At 27.5% G+C, this 16,436-nt stretch carries 17 protein-coding genes; 6 read left to right on the top strand and 11 right to left on the bottom strand.

Annotation, left to right across the window (positions count from 1 at the left end; translation table 11 throughout):
* Positions 1–181: 181 nt before the first annotated feature.
* From CMOL_RS07460 to CMOL_RS07450, 3 genes are all read left to right on the top strand, one after another.
* Positions 182–2,158 carry a methyl-accepting chemotaxis protein gene (locus tag CMOL_RS07460; protein WP_239820269.1) on the top strand — a complete coding sequence of 659 codons (1,977 nt, stop codon included), beginning with the start codon at positions 182–184 and terminating at the stop codon, positions 2,156–2,158.
* Positions 2,159–2,445: 287 nt separating this feature from the next.
* Positions 2,446–3,021 (top strand): cytochrome C, encoded by a 576-nt coding sequence (locus CMOL_RS07455; protein ID WP_239820268.1) that lies wholly within the window; start codon positions 2,446–2,448, stop codon positions 3,019–3,021.
* 12 nt (positions 3,022–3,033) lie between these two features.
* Positions 3,034–5,547, top strand: coding sequence for a molybdopterin guanine dinucleotide-containing S/N-oxide reductase (locus CMOL_RS07450; RefSeq protein ID WP_239820267.1), 2,514 nt, complete (start codon positions 3,034–3,036; stop codon positions 5,545–5,547).
* A gap of 324 nt (positions 5,548–5,871) precedes the next feature.
* On the opposite strand, the gene pyrC is transcribed toward CMOL_RS07450, so the two are convergent.
* The 4 genes from pyrC to CMOL_RS07425 all read right to left on the bottom strand — a co-directional run bounded on the left by pyrC (position 5,872) and on the right by CMOL_RS07425 (position 9,052).
* Positions 5,872–6,864, bottom strand: coding sequence for a dihydroorotase (gene pyrC, locus CMOL_RS07440; protein ID WP_239820266.1), 993 nt, complete (start codon positions 6,862–6,864; stop codon positions 5,872–5,874).
* 66 nt (positions 6,865–6,930) lie between these two features.
* A complete protein-coding gene (locus CMOL_RS07435) occupies positions 6,931–7,170 on the bottom strand; it encodes a replication/maintenance protein RepL (RefSeq protein ID WP_200279653.1) in 240 nt (79 codons plus the stop codon).
* Positions 7,167–7,520, bottom strand: coding sequence for a diacylglycerol kinase (locus CMOL_RS07430; RefSeq protein WP_239820265.1), 354 nt, complete (start codon positions 7,518–7,520; stop codon positions 7,167–7,169). Before CMOL_RS07430 ends, CMOL_RS07435 begins: the two co-directional genes overlap by 4 nt.
* Positions 7,517–9,052, bottom strand: a complete 1,536-nt coding sequence (locus CMOL_RS07425) for a phosphoethanolamine transferase (RefSeq protein WP_239820264.1) — start codon at positions 9,050–9,052, stop codon at positions 7,517–7,519. The genes CMOL_RS07430 and CMOL_RS07425 overlap by 4 nt, the downstream gene beginning before the upstream one ends.
* 111 nt (positions 9,053–9,163) lie before the next feature.
* Here CMOL_RS07425 and CMOL_RS07420 point away from each other — a divergent pair, with 111 nt between their 5' ends.
* Positions 9,164–9,922 (top strand): exodeoxyribonuclease III, encoded by a 759-nt coding sequence (locus CMOL_RS07420; RefSeq protein WP_239820263.1) that lies wholly within the window; start codon positions 9,164–9,166, stop codon positions 9,920–9,922.
* A 20-nt stretch (positions 9,923–9,942) separates the two neighbouring features.
* Here CMOL_RS07420 and CMOL_RS07415 read toward each other — a convergent pair whose 3' ends face one another.
* The 3 genes from CMOL_RS07415 to moaC are packed head-to-tail and all read right to left on the bottom strand — an operon-like array spanning position 9,943 to position 11,803.
* Positions 9,943–11,076, bottom strand: coding sequence for a hypothetical protein (locus CMOL_RS07415; RefSeq protein WP_239820262.1), 1,134 nt, complete (start codon positions 11,074–11,076; stop codon positions 9,943–9,945).
* A 12-nt stretch (positions 11,077–11,088) separates the two neighbouring features.
* Positions 11,089–11,352, bottom strand: a complete 264-nt coding sequence (locus tag CMOL_RS07410) for an HP0495 family protein (RefSeq protein WP_200279640.1) — start codon at positions 11,350–11,352, stop codon at positions 11,089–11,091.
* Positions 11,330–11,803: a cyclic pyranopterin monophosphate synthase MoaC gene (gene moaC, locus CMOL_RS07405; RefSeq protein ID WP_200279637.1), complete on the bottom strand. Its 474-nt coding sequence runs from the start codon at positions 11,801–11,803 to the stop codon at positions 11,330–11,332. Before moaC ends, CMOL_RS07410 begins: the two co-directional genes overlap by 23 nt.
* Positions 11,804–11,895: 92 nt before the next feature.
* Between moaC and CMOL_RS07400 the strand changes: the two genes are divergently transcribed.
* Positions 11,896–12,045 (top strand): highly acidic protein, encoded by a 150-nt coding sequence (locus CMOL_RS07400; RefSeq protein ID WP_239820261.1) that lies wholly within the window; start codon positions 11,896–11,898, stop codon positions 12,043–12,045.
* A gap of 11 nt (positions 12,046–12,056) precedes the next feature.
* Here CMOL_RS07400 and cheQ read toward each other — a convergent pair whose 3' ends face one another.
* Positions 12,057–12,533, bottom strand: a complete 477-nt coding sequence (gene cheQ / locus CMOL_RS07395; protein ID WP_200279634.1) for a cheVAW transcriptional regulator CheQ — start codon at positions 12,531–12,533, stop codon at positions 12,057–12,059.
* A 21-nt stretch (positions 12,534–12,554) separates the two neighbouring features.
* Positions 12,555–13,421, bottom strand: a complete 867-nt coding sequence (gene cheP / locus CMOL_RS07390) for a cheVAW transcriptional regulator CheP (RefSeq protein WP_200279629.1) — start codon at positions 13,419–13,421, stop codon at positions 12,555–12,557.
* Between the two features lie 205 nt (positions 13,422–13,626).
* Here cheP and CMOL_RS07385 point away from each other — a divergent pair, with 205 nt between their 5' ends.
* Positions 13,627–15,627: a methyl-accepting chemotaxis protein gene (locus CMOL_RS07385; RefSeq protein ID WP_200279626.1), complete on the top strand. Its 2,001-nt coding sequence runs from the start codon at positions 13,627–13,629 to the stop codon at positions 15,625–15,627.
* A gap of 20 nt (positions 15,628–15,647) precedes the next feature.
* Here the strand turns inward: CMOL_RS07385 and rplT are convergent, their stop codons facing one another.
* Complete coding sequence (gene rplT, locus CMOL_RS07380; RefSeq protein ID WP_200279623.1) at positions 15,648–16,001, bottom strand: 50S ribosomal protein L20; 354 nt, start codon at positions 15,999–16,001, stop codon at positions 15,648–15,650.
* Between the two features lie 90 nt (positions 16,002–16,091).
* Positions 16,092–16,283, bottom strand: coding sequence for a 50S ribosomal protein L35 (rpmI, locus tag CMOL_RS07375; RefSeq protein ID WP_002777995.1), 192 nt, complete (start codon positions 16,281–16,283; stop codon positions 16,092–16,094).
* Positions 16,284–16,436 lie beyond the last annotated feature (153 nt).

Raw genomic sequence — 16,436 nt, 5'->3', positions numbered from 1 at the left:
ATTTAAAATAATTTACATTAAAATTAATTAATTTTTATAAATTTATTTCTTAATTTAAATACACAAAGTTTGCATTATAAAAAATATTTTTTATTTTTATCATTATAAATTTTTATTATTAAATGTAATAATTATTACTGTATAATTGCAATTTTTATTTAAAAATCAAAAGGAGAAAATTTTGAAAAGCTTAAAAATTAAATTCTCACTTATTGTAAATATAATATCAATTACAATTTTAGTGATTTTAGGTGTTGTAACTTATTTTTTTCTAAAAAATTTAATTTATAATCAAGTTATTAAAACTGAAACTAGCTATATAAAAGTTGCTAAAAATTCTATCGCATTTTTTAACGAAAAAAATTTAAAAACTCTTAATGGTTATGCTAAAAATATTTTAGAACTTCCTTATGAAAAGTTAAATTCTCAAGAAGCTCTTATGGAAAATATCGGAGAAGATCTTAAGATTTTAAGAGATACTGGCGGTTTTTTAGCAGCATATATTGCTCAGCCAAATGGAGAATTAGTTATTTCCGATACTGATACTGATGCTAAAAGCATAGATTTTGGAACTTATGGCAAAAAAGATAATTATGATGCAAGAACTAGAGAATATTACCAAGAAGCCTTAAAAACAAATGGTGTTTATATAACTTCATCTTATATTGATGCTTCTTCAAAACTTCCATGCTTTACTTATGCTAAAGCTCTTTACAAAGATGGTAAATTTATAGGTGTTCTAGCAATTGATGTTTTAACAAAAGATTTACAAAAAGAATATGAAGCAAACCCAGGAAGAACTTTTGCATTTGATAAAAATAATAAAATTTTTGCAGCTACAGATAAATTTCAATTAACTGAAGATTATGATGCTTCTCATATTACAGTTCCTGCTAGAACAAAAGCAGATTTTGAATCTTTTGAATATATAAGAAAAAAAGATGGATCACAAGGGCTTGCCATGTGTGTTAAAGTAGGAGAGAATACTGTATGTACTGGCGAATCAATAAGCAAAATTGAAGAACCTATCAATAAAATGAATTATATGCAAATTATCATTATAACTATTGCAATTATTGTTAATTTTGTATTAATCTACACACTTACTGCCAAACTTCTCTCCCCACTCACCATCATCCAAAACGGTCTTAATGCTTTCTTTGATTTTATCAATCATAAAACAAAGAATGTTTCTACTATTAATATAAAAACTAATGATGAGTTTGGTCAAATCTCAAAAGCCATTAATGAAAACATCCTTATTACTAAACAAGGTTTAGAACAAGATAATCAAGCTGTAAAAGAATCAGTCTCTACAGTTCAAGTTGTAGAAAAAGGAGATTTAACAGCAAGAATTACTGCAAATCCAAGAAATCCTCAACTTGTAGAACTTAAAAATGTTTTAAATAAACTCTTAGATGTCTTACAAGAAAAAGTAGGTTCTGATATGAATGCTATTCATAAAATCTTTGAAGAATATAAGAGCTTAGATTTTAGAAATAAATTAGAAAATGCTAGAGGTAGTGTTGAAGTTACTACTAATGCTTTAGGTGAAGAAATCATTAAAATGTTAAAACAAAGTTCTGATTTTGCTAATCACTTAGCAAGTGAAAGTTCTAAATTACAAAATGCTGTTCAAAACCTAACTAGCTCTTCTAATTCTCAAGCAGCTTCTTTAGAAGAAACTGCTGCTGCTTTAGAAGAAATTACTTCTTCTATGCAAAATGTTTCTGTTAAAACCTCTGATGTAATCACTCAATCAGAAGAGATTAAAAATGTTACAAGTATTATTGGAGATATTGCAGATCAAATCAATCTTTTAGCATTAAATGCTGCTATAGAAGCAGCACGTGCAGGAGAACATGGACGAGGCTTTGCTGTTGTGGCTGATGAAGTTAGAAAACTAGCAGAAAGAACTCAAAAATCATTGAGTGAAATAGAAGCTAATACTAACTTACTTGTTCAATCTATTAATGATATGGCAGAATCTATTAAAGAACAAACTGCAGGTATTACTCAAATCAATGAAAGTGTAGCTGCTATTGATCAAACCACTAAAGATAATGTTGAAATTGCTAATGAGAGTGCAATCATTTCTAATACTGTTAGTGATATAGCTAATAATATATTAGAAGATGTTAAGAAGAAAAGATTTTAAGAATCTTTTCTTTAAATTATAATCAAATGATTATTCTTTAAATCATAATCTTTAAACTATTATCTTAAATCATTATTTTTAAATAGTTATTTTTAAATAACTATTTTTTATGATAATTGAATAGATAATTTTTATGCTTTTTATCTTTCTTTCTAATGTAAATACTTAATTTTGACTATTGATTTTAGCTAACACAAAAAAATATTAAAAATTAATTATATTAATAAAATATTAAATATTTTAGTTATAGAATGATTATTTATTAAATTTTTATTTAAGGATTTGCAATGAAGAAAATTTTTATTTCTTTACTAATTCCAACAATTTTTTTATGGGCTAAAAATATCGCTTATAGCGATGAAGTTGTTTCTCTTTATCTTAATAAAGATGATGCTAAAGTTATTGGAAAATTACTTCCTACTAATCCTTTTGAAATTTTAAAAGATCAAAATAACAAGGTAATGATTAGAATTAGTGGCTATATTAATCCAAAATTTCCTTCAGTAATTTATTTTAATAATTCTCAAAGAATTATAGTAGCTGCATTTTCTAAAAATATTAAATTAAATTATTCTCAAATAAAAAAAGGAGAGAAAGGAAAATGGGATAAAGTAAATCTTGAAATTTGGGCAGATAAGAAAGATTTTTCTAAAGATAATAGAAAAATGTTAAATCATGCTAAAGAGCTCTTTGTTAATAATTGCGGAATTTGTCATGCTTTGCATTCTGAAAAAGAATTTAACGTTAATGCTTGGCCAGCAATCTTTAAATCCATGGTTAATAGAACAAGCATAGATAAGAAAGATCAATGGTTAGTTATAGAATATTTACAAAAAAATGCAAAAGATTTTAAAATAAAATAAAAAGGAAGAAAGATGTTAGATAGAAGAAAATTTTTAAAGATTGGTGTAACTTTAAGCACTTTACCATTTATTCCATCCTTTGCTACAGGAAAGAGCATTGAAGCTTCTAAAGTGAGTCTTGGACTTGTTAAGAATGGAGAAGTAATTACAGCAGCTCATTGGGGAATTTTAAAACTCACTATTAAAGATGGTAAGGTGATTAAAAGTGAACCTTGGGAAAAGGTGACAAAAATGGACAATCCTCTGCAACACTACACCTCAGATATGATTTATAAATGTCGCGTAAAATATCCTTATGTTCGAAAATCTTATCTTGAAAATCCAGATGATCCAAAACCAGAACTTCGCGGAAAAGAAGAATTCGTACGTGTAAGTTATGATAAGGCTATAAAACTCATTGCTAAAGAACTTAAAAAAACAAGAGATGTAAAAGGTACGAGTGCTATTTTTGGCGGAAGTTACGGCTGGAAATCTAGTGGAAATATGCAAAATTCCCGTATTTTGCTTCAAAGATTTCTAAATGTAACCGGTGGTTTTGTAGGGGTTACAGGTGATTATTCTACAGGAGCATCTCAAATTATTATGCCTTATGTGGTAGGTTCTATTGAAGTTTATGAACAACAAACTTCTTGGGAAAATATTTTAAAATATTCTAAATATGTTGTGATTTGGGGTGCCGATCCGCTTTCTACTTTACGAATAGCTTGGACATCTACAGATCAAAGAGGTTTAGCTTATTTTGAAAAATTAAAAGAAAGTAAAATTAAAATTATTTGTATTGATCCTGTAAGAACAGAAACTGCTAAATTTTTAAATGCCAAATGGGTTTCTCCTCGTCCAAATACTGATGTAGCTTTGATGATGGGAATGGCAAGCCATTTAATTGCCAAGAAAAAGGTTAATTATGAATTTTTGCAAAATTATACTATTGGTTTTGATCGATTTAAAGCTTATTTAGATGGTCAAGAAGATGGAATTAAAAAAGATGTTAAATGGGCTAGTCAAATTTGTGGTATTGATGAAAAAACCATAACAAATTTGGCAGAAATTTTTTATGATAATCCAACTATGATAATGAGTGGATGGGGTATGCAAAGAGCGCATCATGGAGAACAACCGCATTGGATGCTTGTTACTTTATGCTGCATACTTGGACAAATTGGAACCAAAGGGGGTGGTTTTGGCTTAAGTTATCATTATAGCAATGGTGGTGTTCCAACTTGCAAAAGTGGGATTATAGGCGGTATAAATGCTGGAGAACTAGGAATTTGGAAAAATGGTAAATTTAAAGGTTTAGCAAAATCAAATCAAACTGATCAAGGTGCTGAGTGGTTGCAAAATTCTGCAAAATATTCTTTTCCAGTGGCTAGGATTGCTGATGCTCTTTTAAATCCAGGTAAAACTATAGATCATAATGGAAGCAAAATTACTTATCCTGATATCGATTTTATTTATTGGGTTGGTGGAAATCCACTTGTCCATCATCAAGATACCAATAATAATATAAAGGCTTGGAGAAAACCGAGAACTGTAGTTGTTAATGAAATTTATTGGACTCCAACTGCAAAAATGGCGGATATTATTATGCCTACAACTTCATCTTATGAAAGAGATGATATTACTATGACGGGCGATTATTCCAACATGCATATAGCTCCTATGAAACAGGCTATTGAGCCTATTGCAGAAAGCAAAGATGATTATGTGATTTTTTCTGATATTTGCAAAGAGTATGGAAAAGATGTTTTTGATGCTTATACTCAAAATGGCAAAAAAGCTAAAGATCTAATCAAAGAATATTATAATAGTGCTTTAAAACAAACTAAAAATTTTGGAAAAGCTTTTACAACGCCTATGCCAAGTTTTGAAGAATTTTGGGCAAAAAATGAACCTATTGTTTTTGAGCCTTCTATGGAAAGTTTAGAATGGACTCGTTTTACAGATTTTATCGAAGATCCAATTTTAAATACATTAGGAACAGATTCTGGACTTATAGAAATTTATTCAGAAAAAATTAAAAAATACAATTATGATGATTGCAAGGCACACCCTACTTGGTTTGAACCAATTGAATGGCTTGGAAATGCTGACAAACAAACGCCTTTTCATTTGATAACAAGTCATCCAAGAAATCGTTTGCATTCTCAACTTTGTCAAACAAGCTTAAGAGACACCTATACTGTAAAAGATAGAGAACCTATACTTATAAATTCTAAAGATGCTAAAAAACTTGGAATTAAAAATGGTGATTTGGTTCGAGTATTTAATAAGCGTGGTGAAGTTTTAGCAGGAGCTGTTGTTAGCGATGATATTATGCAAGGAGTAGTGAGACTTTGTGAAGGAGGTTGGTATGATCCAGATGAAAATGGACTTTGCAAATACGGAAGTGCAAATGTTTTAACTATTGATATGCCGACTTCAAAACTTGCGAATGGAAATATTTCTCATACAGGGCTTGTAGGCATTGAAAAATTTACACAAAAAGTGCCCAAAGTTACAGCATTTACAAATCCTAAAATATTGTGAAGGATTTTTTTAGTTAAAAATTTGAAATTTTTAAAGGAATCTATAAAAATGCAAGTAAAGACAAACTTAACTCTCTTGCTATTTTTTTTACCTTTAAAAACCATATTATTGGTTTGATTTTGAGATTTTCCTTTAATATTTTTGCAGGTGGATAAAATTTTAAAAAGGAAATATAAGCTTAGGTGTTTTTTGCATAATTTAAGCTCTTTTGATTTTTTAAAATCGAAATTTAGGTTATTATATAGTTTTTAGCATGGAAAGATCTTAAAAAAGATAATCTTTAATTGAATTAACAATTTCAATAAAACTAGTTAAAAACTAGTTTTATTTAACTTTAAATTCCAATTTTTTTCCAGCCATGAAAGGCACCACGTCACCATATTTTTGCGGTACCTGCCATTCTTTTTTTTCTAATTTTATAATCTTTTCTTTTTCAAACTTAAAATTATAAATTTCACTAGCATTATCGGAGATAAATTTTTGTAATTTTTTTTCATTGGAATTTTTTTCAAAAAGTTCAGCTAGAGTAGGCAAAATAACAGGTGCACTAAAAACTCCAGCCGCACAACCGCAACATTCTTTGGTATGCAGTGGATGCGGTGCGCTATCACTTCCAAACATCACTTTTTCATATCCACTAAAAGCAAGTTCACAAAGAGCATCTTTGTCTTCATAACGTTTTGCTATAGGTTTGCAAAATAAATGAGGATCCATTTTTCCGCCTATAACATCATCTAAAGTAATCATTAAATGATGCAAAGTTATGGTTGCATATAAATTTTCATAATCTTTGAGTAAATCGCATAAAACTTTAGTAGTAATGTGTTCCATGACTATTTTTAAATTTGGAAAATTTTGAGCTAATTTTTCATAGATTTTTGCAAAATTTGCTTCTCTATCCATTACAAAATCATTAGTTTCTCCATGTACCAGCAAAGGAATATCAAGTTCACTCATTGTATTGAGTGTGGGTTTTAAATTTTGTAAATCAAAACTTGAAATTCCTTTATCTGAATTTGTAGTAATACCAGCAGGATAAAGCTTGATAGCAAAAATTTCATCTTTTGCATTCTCTAAAAATTTTTCATCATATTCTTTAAAAAATAGAGTCATTAAAGGTGTAAAATCTTCATTATTGCAAGCTTTTATAATCCTTTGTTTGTAAGCTTTTAAAGAATTTATATCTGTAATAGGAGTGATCAAATTCGGCATTATAACGCCTGCTTTAAAGTCCTTTGCACTAAATGGCGCTACTAAATCAAGCATTTTTTCATCGCGTAAATGTAAATGCATATCCAAAGGATTTTTTAGTACCATTGTTTCTCCTTATTTAGAAAAATAATTATTTAAATTTATCAAAATATATAAAAAAGATAAATTAAATTATATTTCTTCTTTAATATAAATTTGGTATAAACCATTTTTAAGGCGTCTAAAAAGCTTTTTTTCTTCTAAAAATTTAAAAGTAGCAATAATAGTTGGCTTACTTAAATTAAGTTTGCTTTGAATTTCACTAATTTTGACCATAATAAAACCATTTTCATCAGCATTTTCACATAAAAATTTTAAAAGCTCATAGCGTTTTTTACCAAAAATAGCACATATTAATTTTTCAAAATTCATATCAAGCCTACTATAATAAAAATCCAAGAAAAAAGAGCCAAAATCACACTAAAAAAGACTCCAGTGCTAGCACAATCTTTAGCGATTTTTGCTTTTTGATGCCATTTATCGGTTATAAGATCAACACAAGCTTCAATAGCTGAATTAAAGGATTCTGCGATTAAAACTAGAATTAAAACTGCTATTAAAATAAGATGCTCTATTAAGCTTATTTTAAAAAAAAAGCTGATAAAAATAGCAGGGATAATGATACAAATTTCAATGCGAAAAGCCATTTCATTTTTAAACAAGGCTATAACTCCTTCTAGGGCATATTTGGCATTATTAAAAATATGATATTTTGGTTTCATGGATTTGCCTTGAGTTTAGGATTAAATAAATCATAATTTGATTCATAAACATGAGTTTTTATATCAAAATAGCCTAAAAGTGTGCTAAAAAGATTATCTTGAGAAAGCTTTAAATTTTTATGTTTTTTAGCTAAATTCATAAGCTCACTATCATTGCTCCAAAAAATCATAGGAATATGAGTTTGCGTACTTGGTGCGAATGCGTAAGGCATACCATGTAAATAAATTCCATTTTCACCTAAACTTTCTCCATGATCAGAAAGATACAATAAAGAACTTTGAAAACCTTTTTTTTCTTTTAAAAGAGAGATAATATTGCTTAAAATATAATCTGTATAAAGTAAGGTATTATCATAGGTATTCATCAAAGCATCTTCAGTGCACTTTGATAAATCATTTGTATCACAAGTTGGATTAAATTTTTTAAATTCTTTAGGATAACGTTTATAATAAGCTGGGCCATGAGAACCTTGCAAATGCAAAACAATTATATTTTGAGTGCTTAAATTGTCTAATTTGTTTTTTAATGGACTCAGTAAATTTTCATCATAGCCACTTGAGAGCTGAATTTTTTGTTTTAATCGACTACACACTCCTTTGCATCCTCCTGAATTATTATCTATCCAGCTAACATCTACACCACTTTTATTAAGTATATCAATGGCGTTTTCTTGATATTCTTTATTTGAAAAATCGATTCGTTTTGAAACTGAAAACATACAAGGTAAGCTAATAGCAGTGGCTGTTCCGCAAGAAGATACTTGATTGAAAAATACAACATTGTCTTTTTTAGTGTAAAAATTAGTATCATTTTTTGCATAACCACCAAGCGAGTAATTTGCAGCTCTTGCAGTTTCCCCAACTACTAAAACTAAAATTTTTTTAGTGTGATTATCATCCTTATAAGCGTCATTTTCTATAGCTTTAAACTGAGGCTTAGCTTGAACAAAAAGAGTATAATAACGATATAGAGCATATAATTGATAAAAAGGGATATTATACATTCTTATTTCATTATAGTTTCTAGCAAAAGGAATAAAAGTTTTGCTCAGTGGAAGAAAAATAGCAAAAATAAAGATCAAACCTAAAATAATATTAATAAATTTAATTTTAAGATGAGATTTCATAGACTTATAATCAATTTTAATTTTTAAAATATAAATGATAAAAATTAAAATTAAAATTATAGTGATTACTAGTTTGAAATTAATCAAATCTTCTACTTCTTTAATATCGGTTTGTACAGCATTTTGAATCATATTTGAATCGATCAAAACCCCATAAAAACTAATAAAATAAACACTTAAAAAAGATGCTACAATAAAAAAAATTGAAAAAAATTTGCTTAAGTATTTGATAAAAATCAAAGAAAAAATAGTATGCACAAAACCAAAATAAATCAAAATGAAACTAAAAGTGATGAAAAAATTTTGAGAGCTTTTTTCATACACAAAATGAAATAAATTAAAATTAAGTGCCACAATCAACAAAGAGTTTAAAAGTGTAAATTGAAGCCAAGTGAATTTAAACATTAGAATTGCCTTAAATATAGATTATTTATTGTATAAAAGTTTGTTTAATCGCCTGTAAAAATTTAATTTTTGTGCTATGATTTTGGAATTATTATTTTATTAAGGATAAAGATGAAACTATTATCGTGGAATGTCAATGGCTTAAGAGCAATTTGCGATAAAAATGCACTTGATTGGATAGAAAAAGAAAATATTGATTTTATAGGCTTTCAAGAGATTAAAGCTCATGAAGATAAATTTCCTAAAAGAATTTATGAATTTCCTTTTAAACATATATATTCTAATTCTGCAAAAAGAGCAGGATATTCAGGTGTTATGAGTCTTTGCAATTTTGATTGTGAAGTAAAAAAATGTGAATTTTTTGATGATGATGAAGGTAGGGTTTTAGAACATAGGTTTAAAAATGTGGTACTTTTTAATATTTATTTTCCAAATGGACAAAAAGATGAAGAGCGTTTAAATTTTAAAATGAAATTTTATGCGGATTTTTTAATTTATCTTAAAAAACTTTTAGATGAGAATAAAGAAATAATCATTTGTGGAGATGTTAATACAGCTCATCGCGAGATCGATTTAACCCATCCTAAAGCAAATGCAAATACCTCAGGTTTTTTACCCATAGAAAGAGCTTGGATTGATGATTTATTAAAACTTGGTTTTTTAGATACTTTTAGAGAAATCAATGGAGATGTTAAGGAAAAATATTCTTGGTGGAGTTATAGAATGAAAGCAAGAGAAAGAAATGTTGGTTGGAGAATTGATTATTTTTTCATTTCAAATAATTTAAAAAATAAATTAAAAAATGCTTTTATAAGAAATGATATTTTTGGATCAGATCATGCTCCAGTAGGTATAGAAATAGATATTTAATATCCTATAAAATAGGATATTTATTTTTTGATTAAATTTTTAGCTTTTTCCCAAAGTCTTATGCCTAATTTTTTTGCCTTTTGGGAATTTATATCTTTGTATTTTTCATTGGCTATATTTTCTAATTCATAAATTTCTTGTTTTAAACGATAGAGCTTACTTTGAGTTAGTCTATTAAAATCATTGATTTTTGGATTTTTCTTAATATCATTTAAAACTAAAAGAAGCTGTTCTCTACTTTCACTTGCAAGACGTTTGAATTTTGCAAAAAGATTATCTAGCTCGTATTCAAGTAAATTTTCAACTATTTCTTTAGCTGGATTATTTTGTTTTTTAATTTCTTTTTTTAAGAGTGTAATAAAATCATCTTCTATGCCTATTAATTCTTTGCTTTTTAAGTTAATATCTTCTTCAAAAGCTGCATAGTTTAACGAGGATTTAAATTTTTCCATTGCTAGAGCAATTCCATCACGTGTTCCTTTGATTACCCCTAGGCAAAGATCTTTTGCATAAGCCATTGATTCATTAGCTATTTCAAAAGCTGTATTTAAAACAATACTTGAAATTTTTAAAATACGTTCTTTTTCAAAATGTGCTTCACAAATCGCATTATAAACAAGATTTTTAGCAATCTCATTGCTCGTAAGTTCTATATCTTCAGCTTTTTCTAAGGTTGTCAAAAAAGCACTTTCAGCTGTTTCTTTTAAAATTCCAAGCATTTCTATATCAAATAAAATTGCATCATTTAAGCTGCTACAAATTTGATTGTCAAGATGTTCTTGTAAAATATTTTCAAATTCAAAAAAATGATTACTGATTTGATTTTTTATCAAATTTTTTTGATTTTCAACTTGTTTATTTAGAATTTCAATTTCATTCATATAATCATAAAGCGTATTTTGTGCATCTTGGATGCTAGCTTTCACTAAGGCTTTAATAACTTTTGTAGTATTTTCATCATCGAGCAAATCTAATTTTTTTAAAATATTTAAAAATTCAACTAGAAGAGAATTAAGAATTTTTTGCGTATAATGAGAATTGTGAGTGATTTGTTTATAAGCAAGATTAAAACACAAATCCTCTAATAAATCTTTAGCTTCTTTTTTACTAAGATTCAATAAAGAATTTTCAAAAATAATCAAAGTATTTTTCATTAAATTTTTCCTTTAAATAACAAATTTTGCTTCAGACTTAAGCTTTTCAAAAATATCAAGACGATCTTGTTTGCTATCAACATATACGCTTAACAAAAAACTTTGATATTTTCCATTGGAACTTGTATTAGAGTGTTTGTATTTAAATTCTCTTTGACCTAATATTTTTTCAAAAATTTCACCTGCATGCACATGAATATCAAAAATAACCTTATAATCCCAAAATGTTGGATAATTAATAATGGGTTCTTTATTAAGATCGCACAAATTCACCACTTTTACCCCCTTGCTTATTTTCAAGAATAATTTCGCCTATTTTCATAGTTTTATCAATAGCTTTAACCATATCATAAATGGTTAAAAGCCCTATGCTTACCGCAGTTAAAGCCTCCATTTCAACTCCAGTTTTCCCCTCACATTTAATTGTAACAATAAGTTTAAAAGCAAATTCTTTTTCAAATTCAATTATATCAGTTTCAATTTTAGAAAGCATCAAAGGATGGCACATGGGTATTAATTCACTTGTTTTTTTTGCCCCCATAATAGCTGCTATAATTGCTGTTTGCAAAACAGGACCCTTTTTAGCTGTATTATTTTTAATACTTTCAAAGGCTTCTTGAGACATACTTATCATTCCACTTGCTTTAGCAAGTCTTTGAGTGATATTTTTTGAGCTTACATCTACCATTTTTGGACGATTTTTATCATCTAAATGAGTTAAATTCATAAATAAACCTTTTAAAAAATTCAAAAAATTATATCAAAAGCAAACAAATTTGAGTTAAAATAATTTTATAATTTTAATTTTAGGAGAAAATTATGGAAAATGAAGAAGAAAATTTAGATTACGATACTTATGAAGAGGAAGAAGAATATACTCATGCTAATCATCGATCTTATAATTACGATGATGATGATTATTCCTATGATGATGAATCAGACGAAGATGAATTTTATGAAATGGATTAAAATTCATCGCTTCAATAATATCCAACACACATACTATCAGTAATTTTTATACGTTTTTCAAAAGGGGCTGGGCTGAAAAAATGGCATTTTTCTATGTAAATATGCTGATGGTAATCAAGCCCTAAAAAATCATAAAATTTTTTTAAATTTACAAATTTAATCCCTTGCACTTCTTTAAGTTCTAATAACTTATAAATAGAAGAATCATTATTTTTTACTAAATGCGAAGGAGCAAGGGTAGTAAAAGAACAAAAAGCACTGGCTAATACAAAACCATTTAAATTTGTGCATAATTTTAATTTTTCTTGATGTTTTTTTAGAATAGAATTTTTATGCAAAAAAATAACACGTGTTCCTTGGTATCTTCCTATTTCTACATTTTTCCAAAATTTATAAGCATTTTTAGAAATGCCTACTAAACGGTGAAATTCAGCATTTAAAACATAATGATCTAAAAATTCATTAGGAGGTAAAATAATACTTTTCATTAAATCAAAGAAAAAATAAACTTATTTTTTTTCTTTTTCTATTTCTTCTCTAATTTGTTTTGGAAGTTTTGAAATAAAATTATCTAAATTAAATTTTACACCTTGAGTTTTAGCTTCTTCGATTAAAGCAATAGACGCTTTTACATTAAAAACAGAAAAATTTCTATGCGGCATAAATAAATGATCAAGTACGGCTAAGGCATAAGCTGATTTTTTAACTTCATTACGTGCCGCATGAGGAGATCTTATAAAACAAATTGTCTCTGTTAATATATCATCAAAATTCCAACGATAAAGCAAAAAGCCTAAAAAAGAAATATGATCAACTCCTAAAAATTCATTTTCTACTAAAGAAAGATCTCTAAAATCTATTTTTTTTAAATGTTCTAAAAATTCAGCGTCTTTATTATTTTGAATTAAAAAATTAGAAAAAATAACTATACCAAGTCTTAATATCAAAGCACAAGGAACCAAAAAGTGAGACAGTTTTTTATCTTCTTCATTGAGCCAATCTGTAATAAAAGCAGTTTCTTCGCTGCATTTATTTATAAAATCTTTAGTATTTAAACCATAAGGCGAAACATCGATTTTAAAATTATCTCTTATAGAATCTGCCATAATGGTATTAATAATATTCCCTATACCCAGTAAAGATACAACTTGATTCAAAGAAGTAATTTCTCTTGAGAAGCCGTAAAAAGGAGAATTGGCTAAACGTAAAAGTTTGGTTGTCATTAAGGGATCACTTGAGATAATATCAGCGATCTTATTGATTTCTAGATTGCTTCTTGATTCTTCAATATATTTTCTTAATTTGCTGATTGTGTCAGGCAAAGAAGGTAGAACTTCAACACTTTGTAATAAAATTTCATTCATATCTGATGCCATAGATTTTCCTTGACTAAACTAAATTACAAAATTTCTCACTAAAAAATGTATTATAACTAAATTTCAATTTACTTAGTATATAAAATTTTATAATTTTTATCATTAATAAAATTTTACTACAATTAAAAACAGTTTTAATTATCTTATTAAAATCTTATTTACAGATATATAGATTTAATAAGAATAACATTTATCGAGGTTAATAATGTTTCACAGCTTTTTTAAAAAAAATGAAAAAAAAATCATAAAAACAAAACCTTTGGAAACTCTTTATTTTTTAGAAGACGAAATTGAAAATACTTTAAGTAATTTGCAATTTAAAACTAAGTTAGCCATAGGATTTGCTTCCTATCAACTTGATTTAAAAAATATAGCAACAAAGATAAAAAATTATTTACCTCAAGAATGTGAATTAGTTTTAATTTCTGCTTCTGATTTATTATGCAATATCAATCAAAATAAACAAATCATTGATAATCCTTATTTACATAATGTTCAAGGTATCGCTTTAATTCTTTTTGGCAATGAAATGATAGAAAATTTATATATCCACAAAATCAATCTTTTTGATCATATAGAAGATTATCAAGATAGAAGAGTTTATATAGAAAAAGAAATTGCGTCAATGCATGTTCCTTTTAAGGCACATTGTAGTAATACTTTGCACTATTTAATTCATAATGGAGTAAGCGGAAGCGAGAGCATGGTCATAGAAATGCTTTATAAATACGCTCAATATCCTTGCCCTATTTTAGGAGCTGGTGCAAGTGGAGACTTGGATAATCTTCAAGGAACCTGCATTGTTTATAATCACGAAATACTAGAACATCATGCTGTTAGTATGCATATTCAATTTAAACCAAAATATCGTTTTGATTTTATGAAATCTCAAAATTTTTCTGAAACTCATGATAAAAATACAACATTTACAGTTTTAAATGCAGATCCTAAAAATAGATTGGTATATGAATTCTTAGATACAAAAACTTTTCAGTCTGTAAATGCGATTGAAGCTTTATGCAAGCATTTTTCTTGTAGCTTTGAAGAATTAAAGCTTGATAAAGCACAAAATTATACTTTAGGTATTAAAATTAGTAATGATTATTTTATTTCCCCTATGAAAATCATTTCAGATAAGGTTTTGTTTAGTTATGGCGCAATAGCCAATGGTCAAGAAATTGTTTTATTAAAAAGAACTGATTTTATCAAAGATCTTGAAAAAGATTATGAGAAATTTATCCAAAATAAACCCAATATGAAGCCTATGGCAGCAATTTTTAATGATTGTATCCTAAGAAGATTCCAAAATAGTAAATTTATAAAAGATATTAAATTAAATCAATTTCCCATTGTAGGTTTTTCTTGTTTTGGGGAAATTTATGGCGTTGGAATTTTTAAAAGTTTAGTAGCGATATTTTTTTACGAAGTAGATGAAAAAACTGAATTTAATCCTGTATATATGCAAACTTTTGTAAATAAATATAGCGACTTTAAATATTATTATCTTAGTTTTAAAGTACAAAAACTTGAAATTATTAATAAGGTTAATAAGCTCGTTTTAGATAGATTGAAAAATACCACTGTTAGTATAGACAATAATTCCAATATTTTTAAAGAAACTTTCAAAGATTTTCAAAGTATTAAAGAAAGCCTTTTAACTATTGATGAAAATTTTATTAATTTTATTCACTATTTAGAATATAACTTATATCAAAGTGAAGAAAAAATGAATTTAGAGAAAGAAATTCAATCTTCTTTTAAAAATATTGATCAGCTTAATAAAATGCTTAACCTTATTTCTGGCATTGTTGAACAAACAAGTCTTTTATCTTTAAATGCGGGCATAGAAGCTGCAAGAGCTGGGAAAATGGGTAGAGGCTTTGCTGTTGTTGCTGATGAGGTAAGAAAGCTTTCTGATAATACCCAAGAAAGCTTAATAGAAATGGAAGCGGCTATAAAATTAGTAATTCAAACTATACAGTCTATTGCTAAAAGCTCGAATTCTAGCACCCAAGAAATGAATTTTATCAGAGATAAATCGAACGAATTTTCAAAAACTATTTCTGAACTTATTAGTTTAGGGAAAGAAATTTCAGATAAGCTTGAACAAAAAAGTGATACAAGCACTCATTTGGATAAAAATTTAAATGAATTAAAACTTTACGAAAACGTTTTAGCGAAATTAAATACGACGGGGGGGGGGTAATCCAAGAAAATAATCTTGGATTAAAGCGCTTTTTTAACAGCCTCCACAATTTTTGAAAATGCAGCAGCATCATTCATTGCTAAGTCTGCTAAGATTTTTCTATCAAGTTCAATACCTGCTTTTTTAAGTCCATTAATAAATCTTGAATAACTTAAATCATTTAATCTGCAAGCAGCATTGATACGCACGATCCAAAGACGGCGAAAATCTCTTTTTTTGCGACGTCTGTCACGATAAGCATAGACGAGACTTCTTTCTAATTGTTCTTTTGCTTTTCTAAAATGTTTGCGACGTCCGCTATAAAAACCACGTGCTAATTTTAAAACTTTTTTGTGTCTACGACGTCTTACAACACCTGTTTTTACTCTTGCCATTTTTATTTCCTTTCATAAAGTGGCGTCCAAATTTGGAGCTTGCCCTTAATTTTATTTTTAAGGGGAGTTTGAATGACTTTGGTCAAAAACTTAAATTCCTAACATCTTTTCTACAGCTTTTACATTTGTACTATGAACGTATTTAGCTGTACGAAGATCACGCATTCTTTTAGCAGGTTTTTTAGTCAAAATATGGCTTCTAAATGCTGAACCTCTTTTGATTTTATTTTTACCTACCTTAAAGCGTTTAACAGCGCTTTTAACGCTTTTCATCTTTGGCATACGCTTTCCTTTCGGATAAAATTTATTTTCCAAAAAATTTAGAAAAGCTAAATAATAATAAATTTTTACTGATTTTTGACTGAATTTTTATCATCTTATAAACTTGGCACACCTTTTGCTTGTTAAAAAATAGCAATATTTTTGGAAAGATTA

This window comes from Campylobacter sp. RM10537 (assembly GCF_022369435.1).
Taxonomy (GTDB): Bacteria; Campylobacterota; Campylobacteria; order Campylobacterales; family Campylobacteraceae; genus Campylobacter_D; species Campylobacter_D molothri.
The sequence above is the reverse complement of the archived record's forward strand: the minus strand, read 5'-3'. Positions and strand labels throughout refer to the sequence as shown.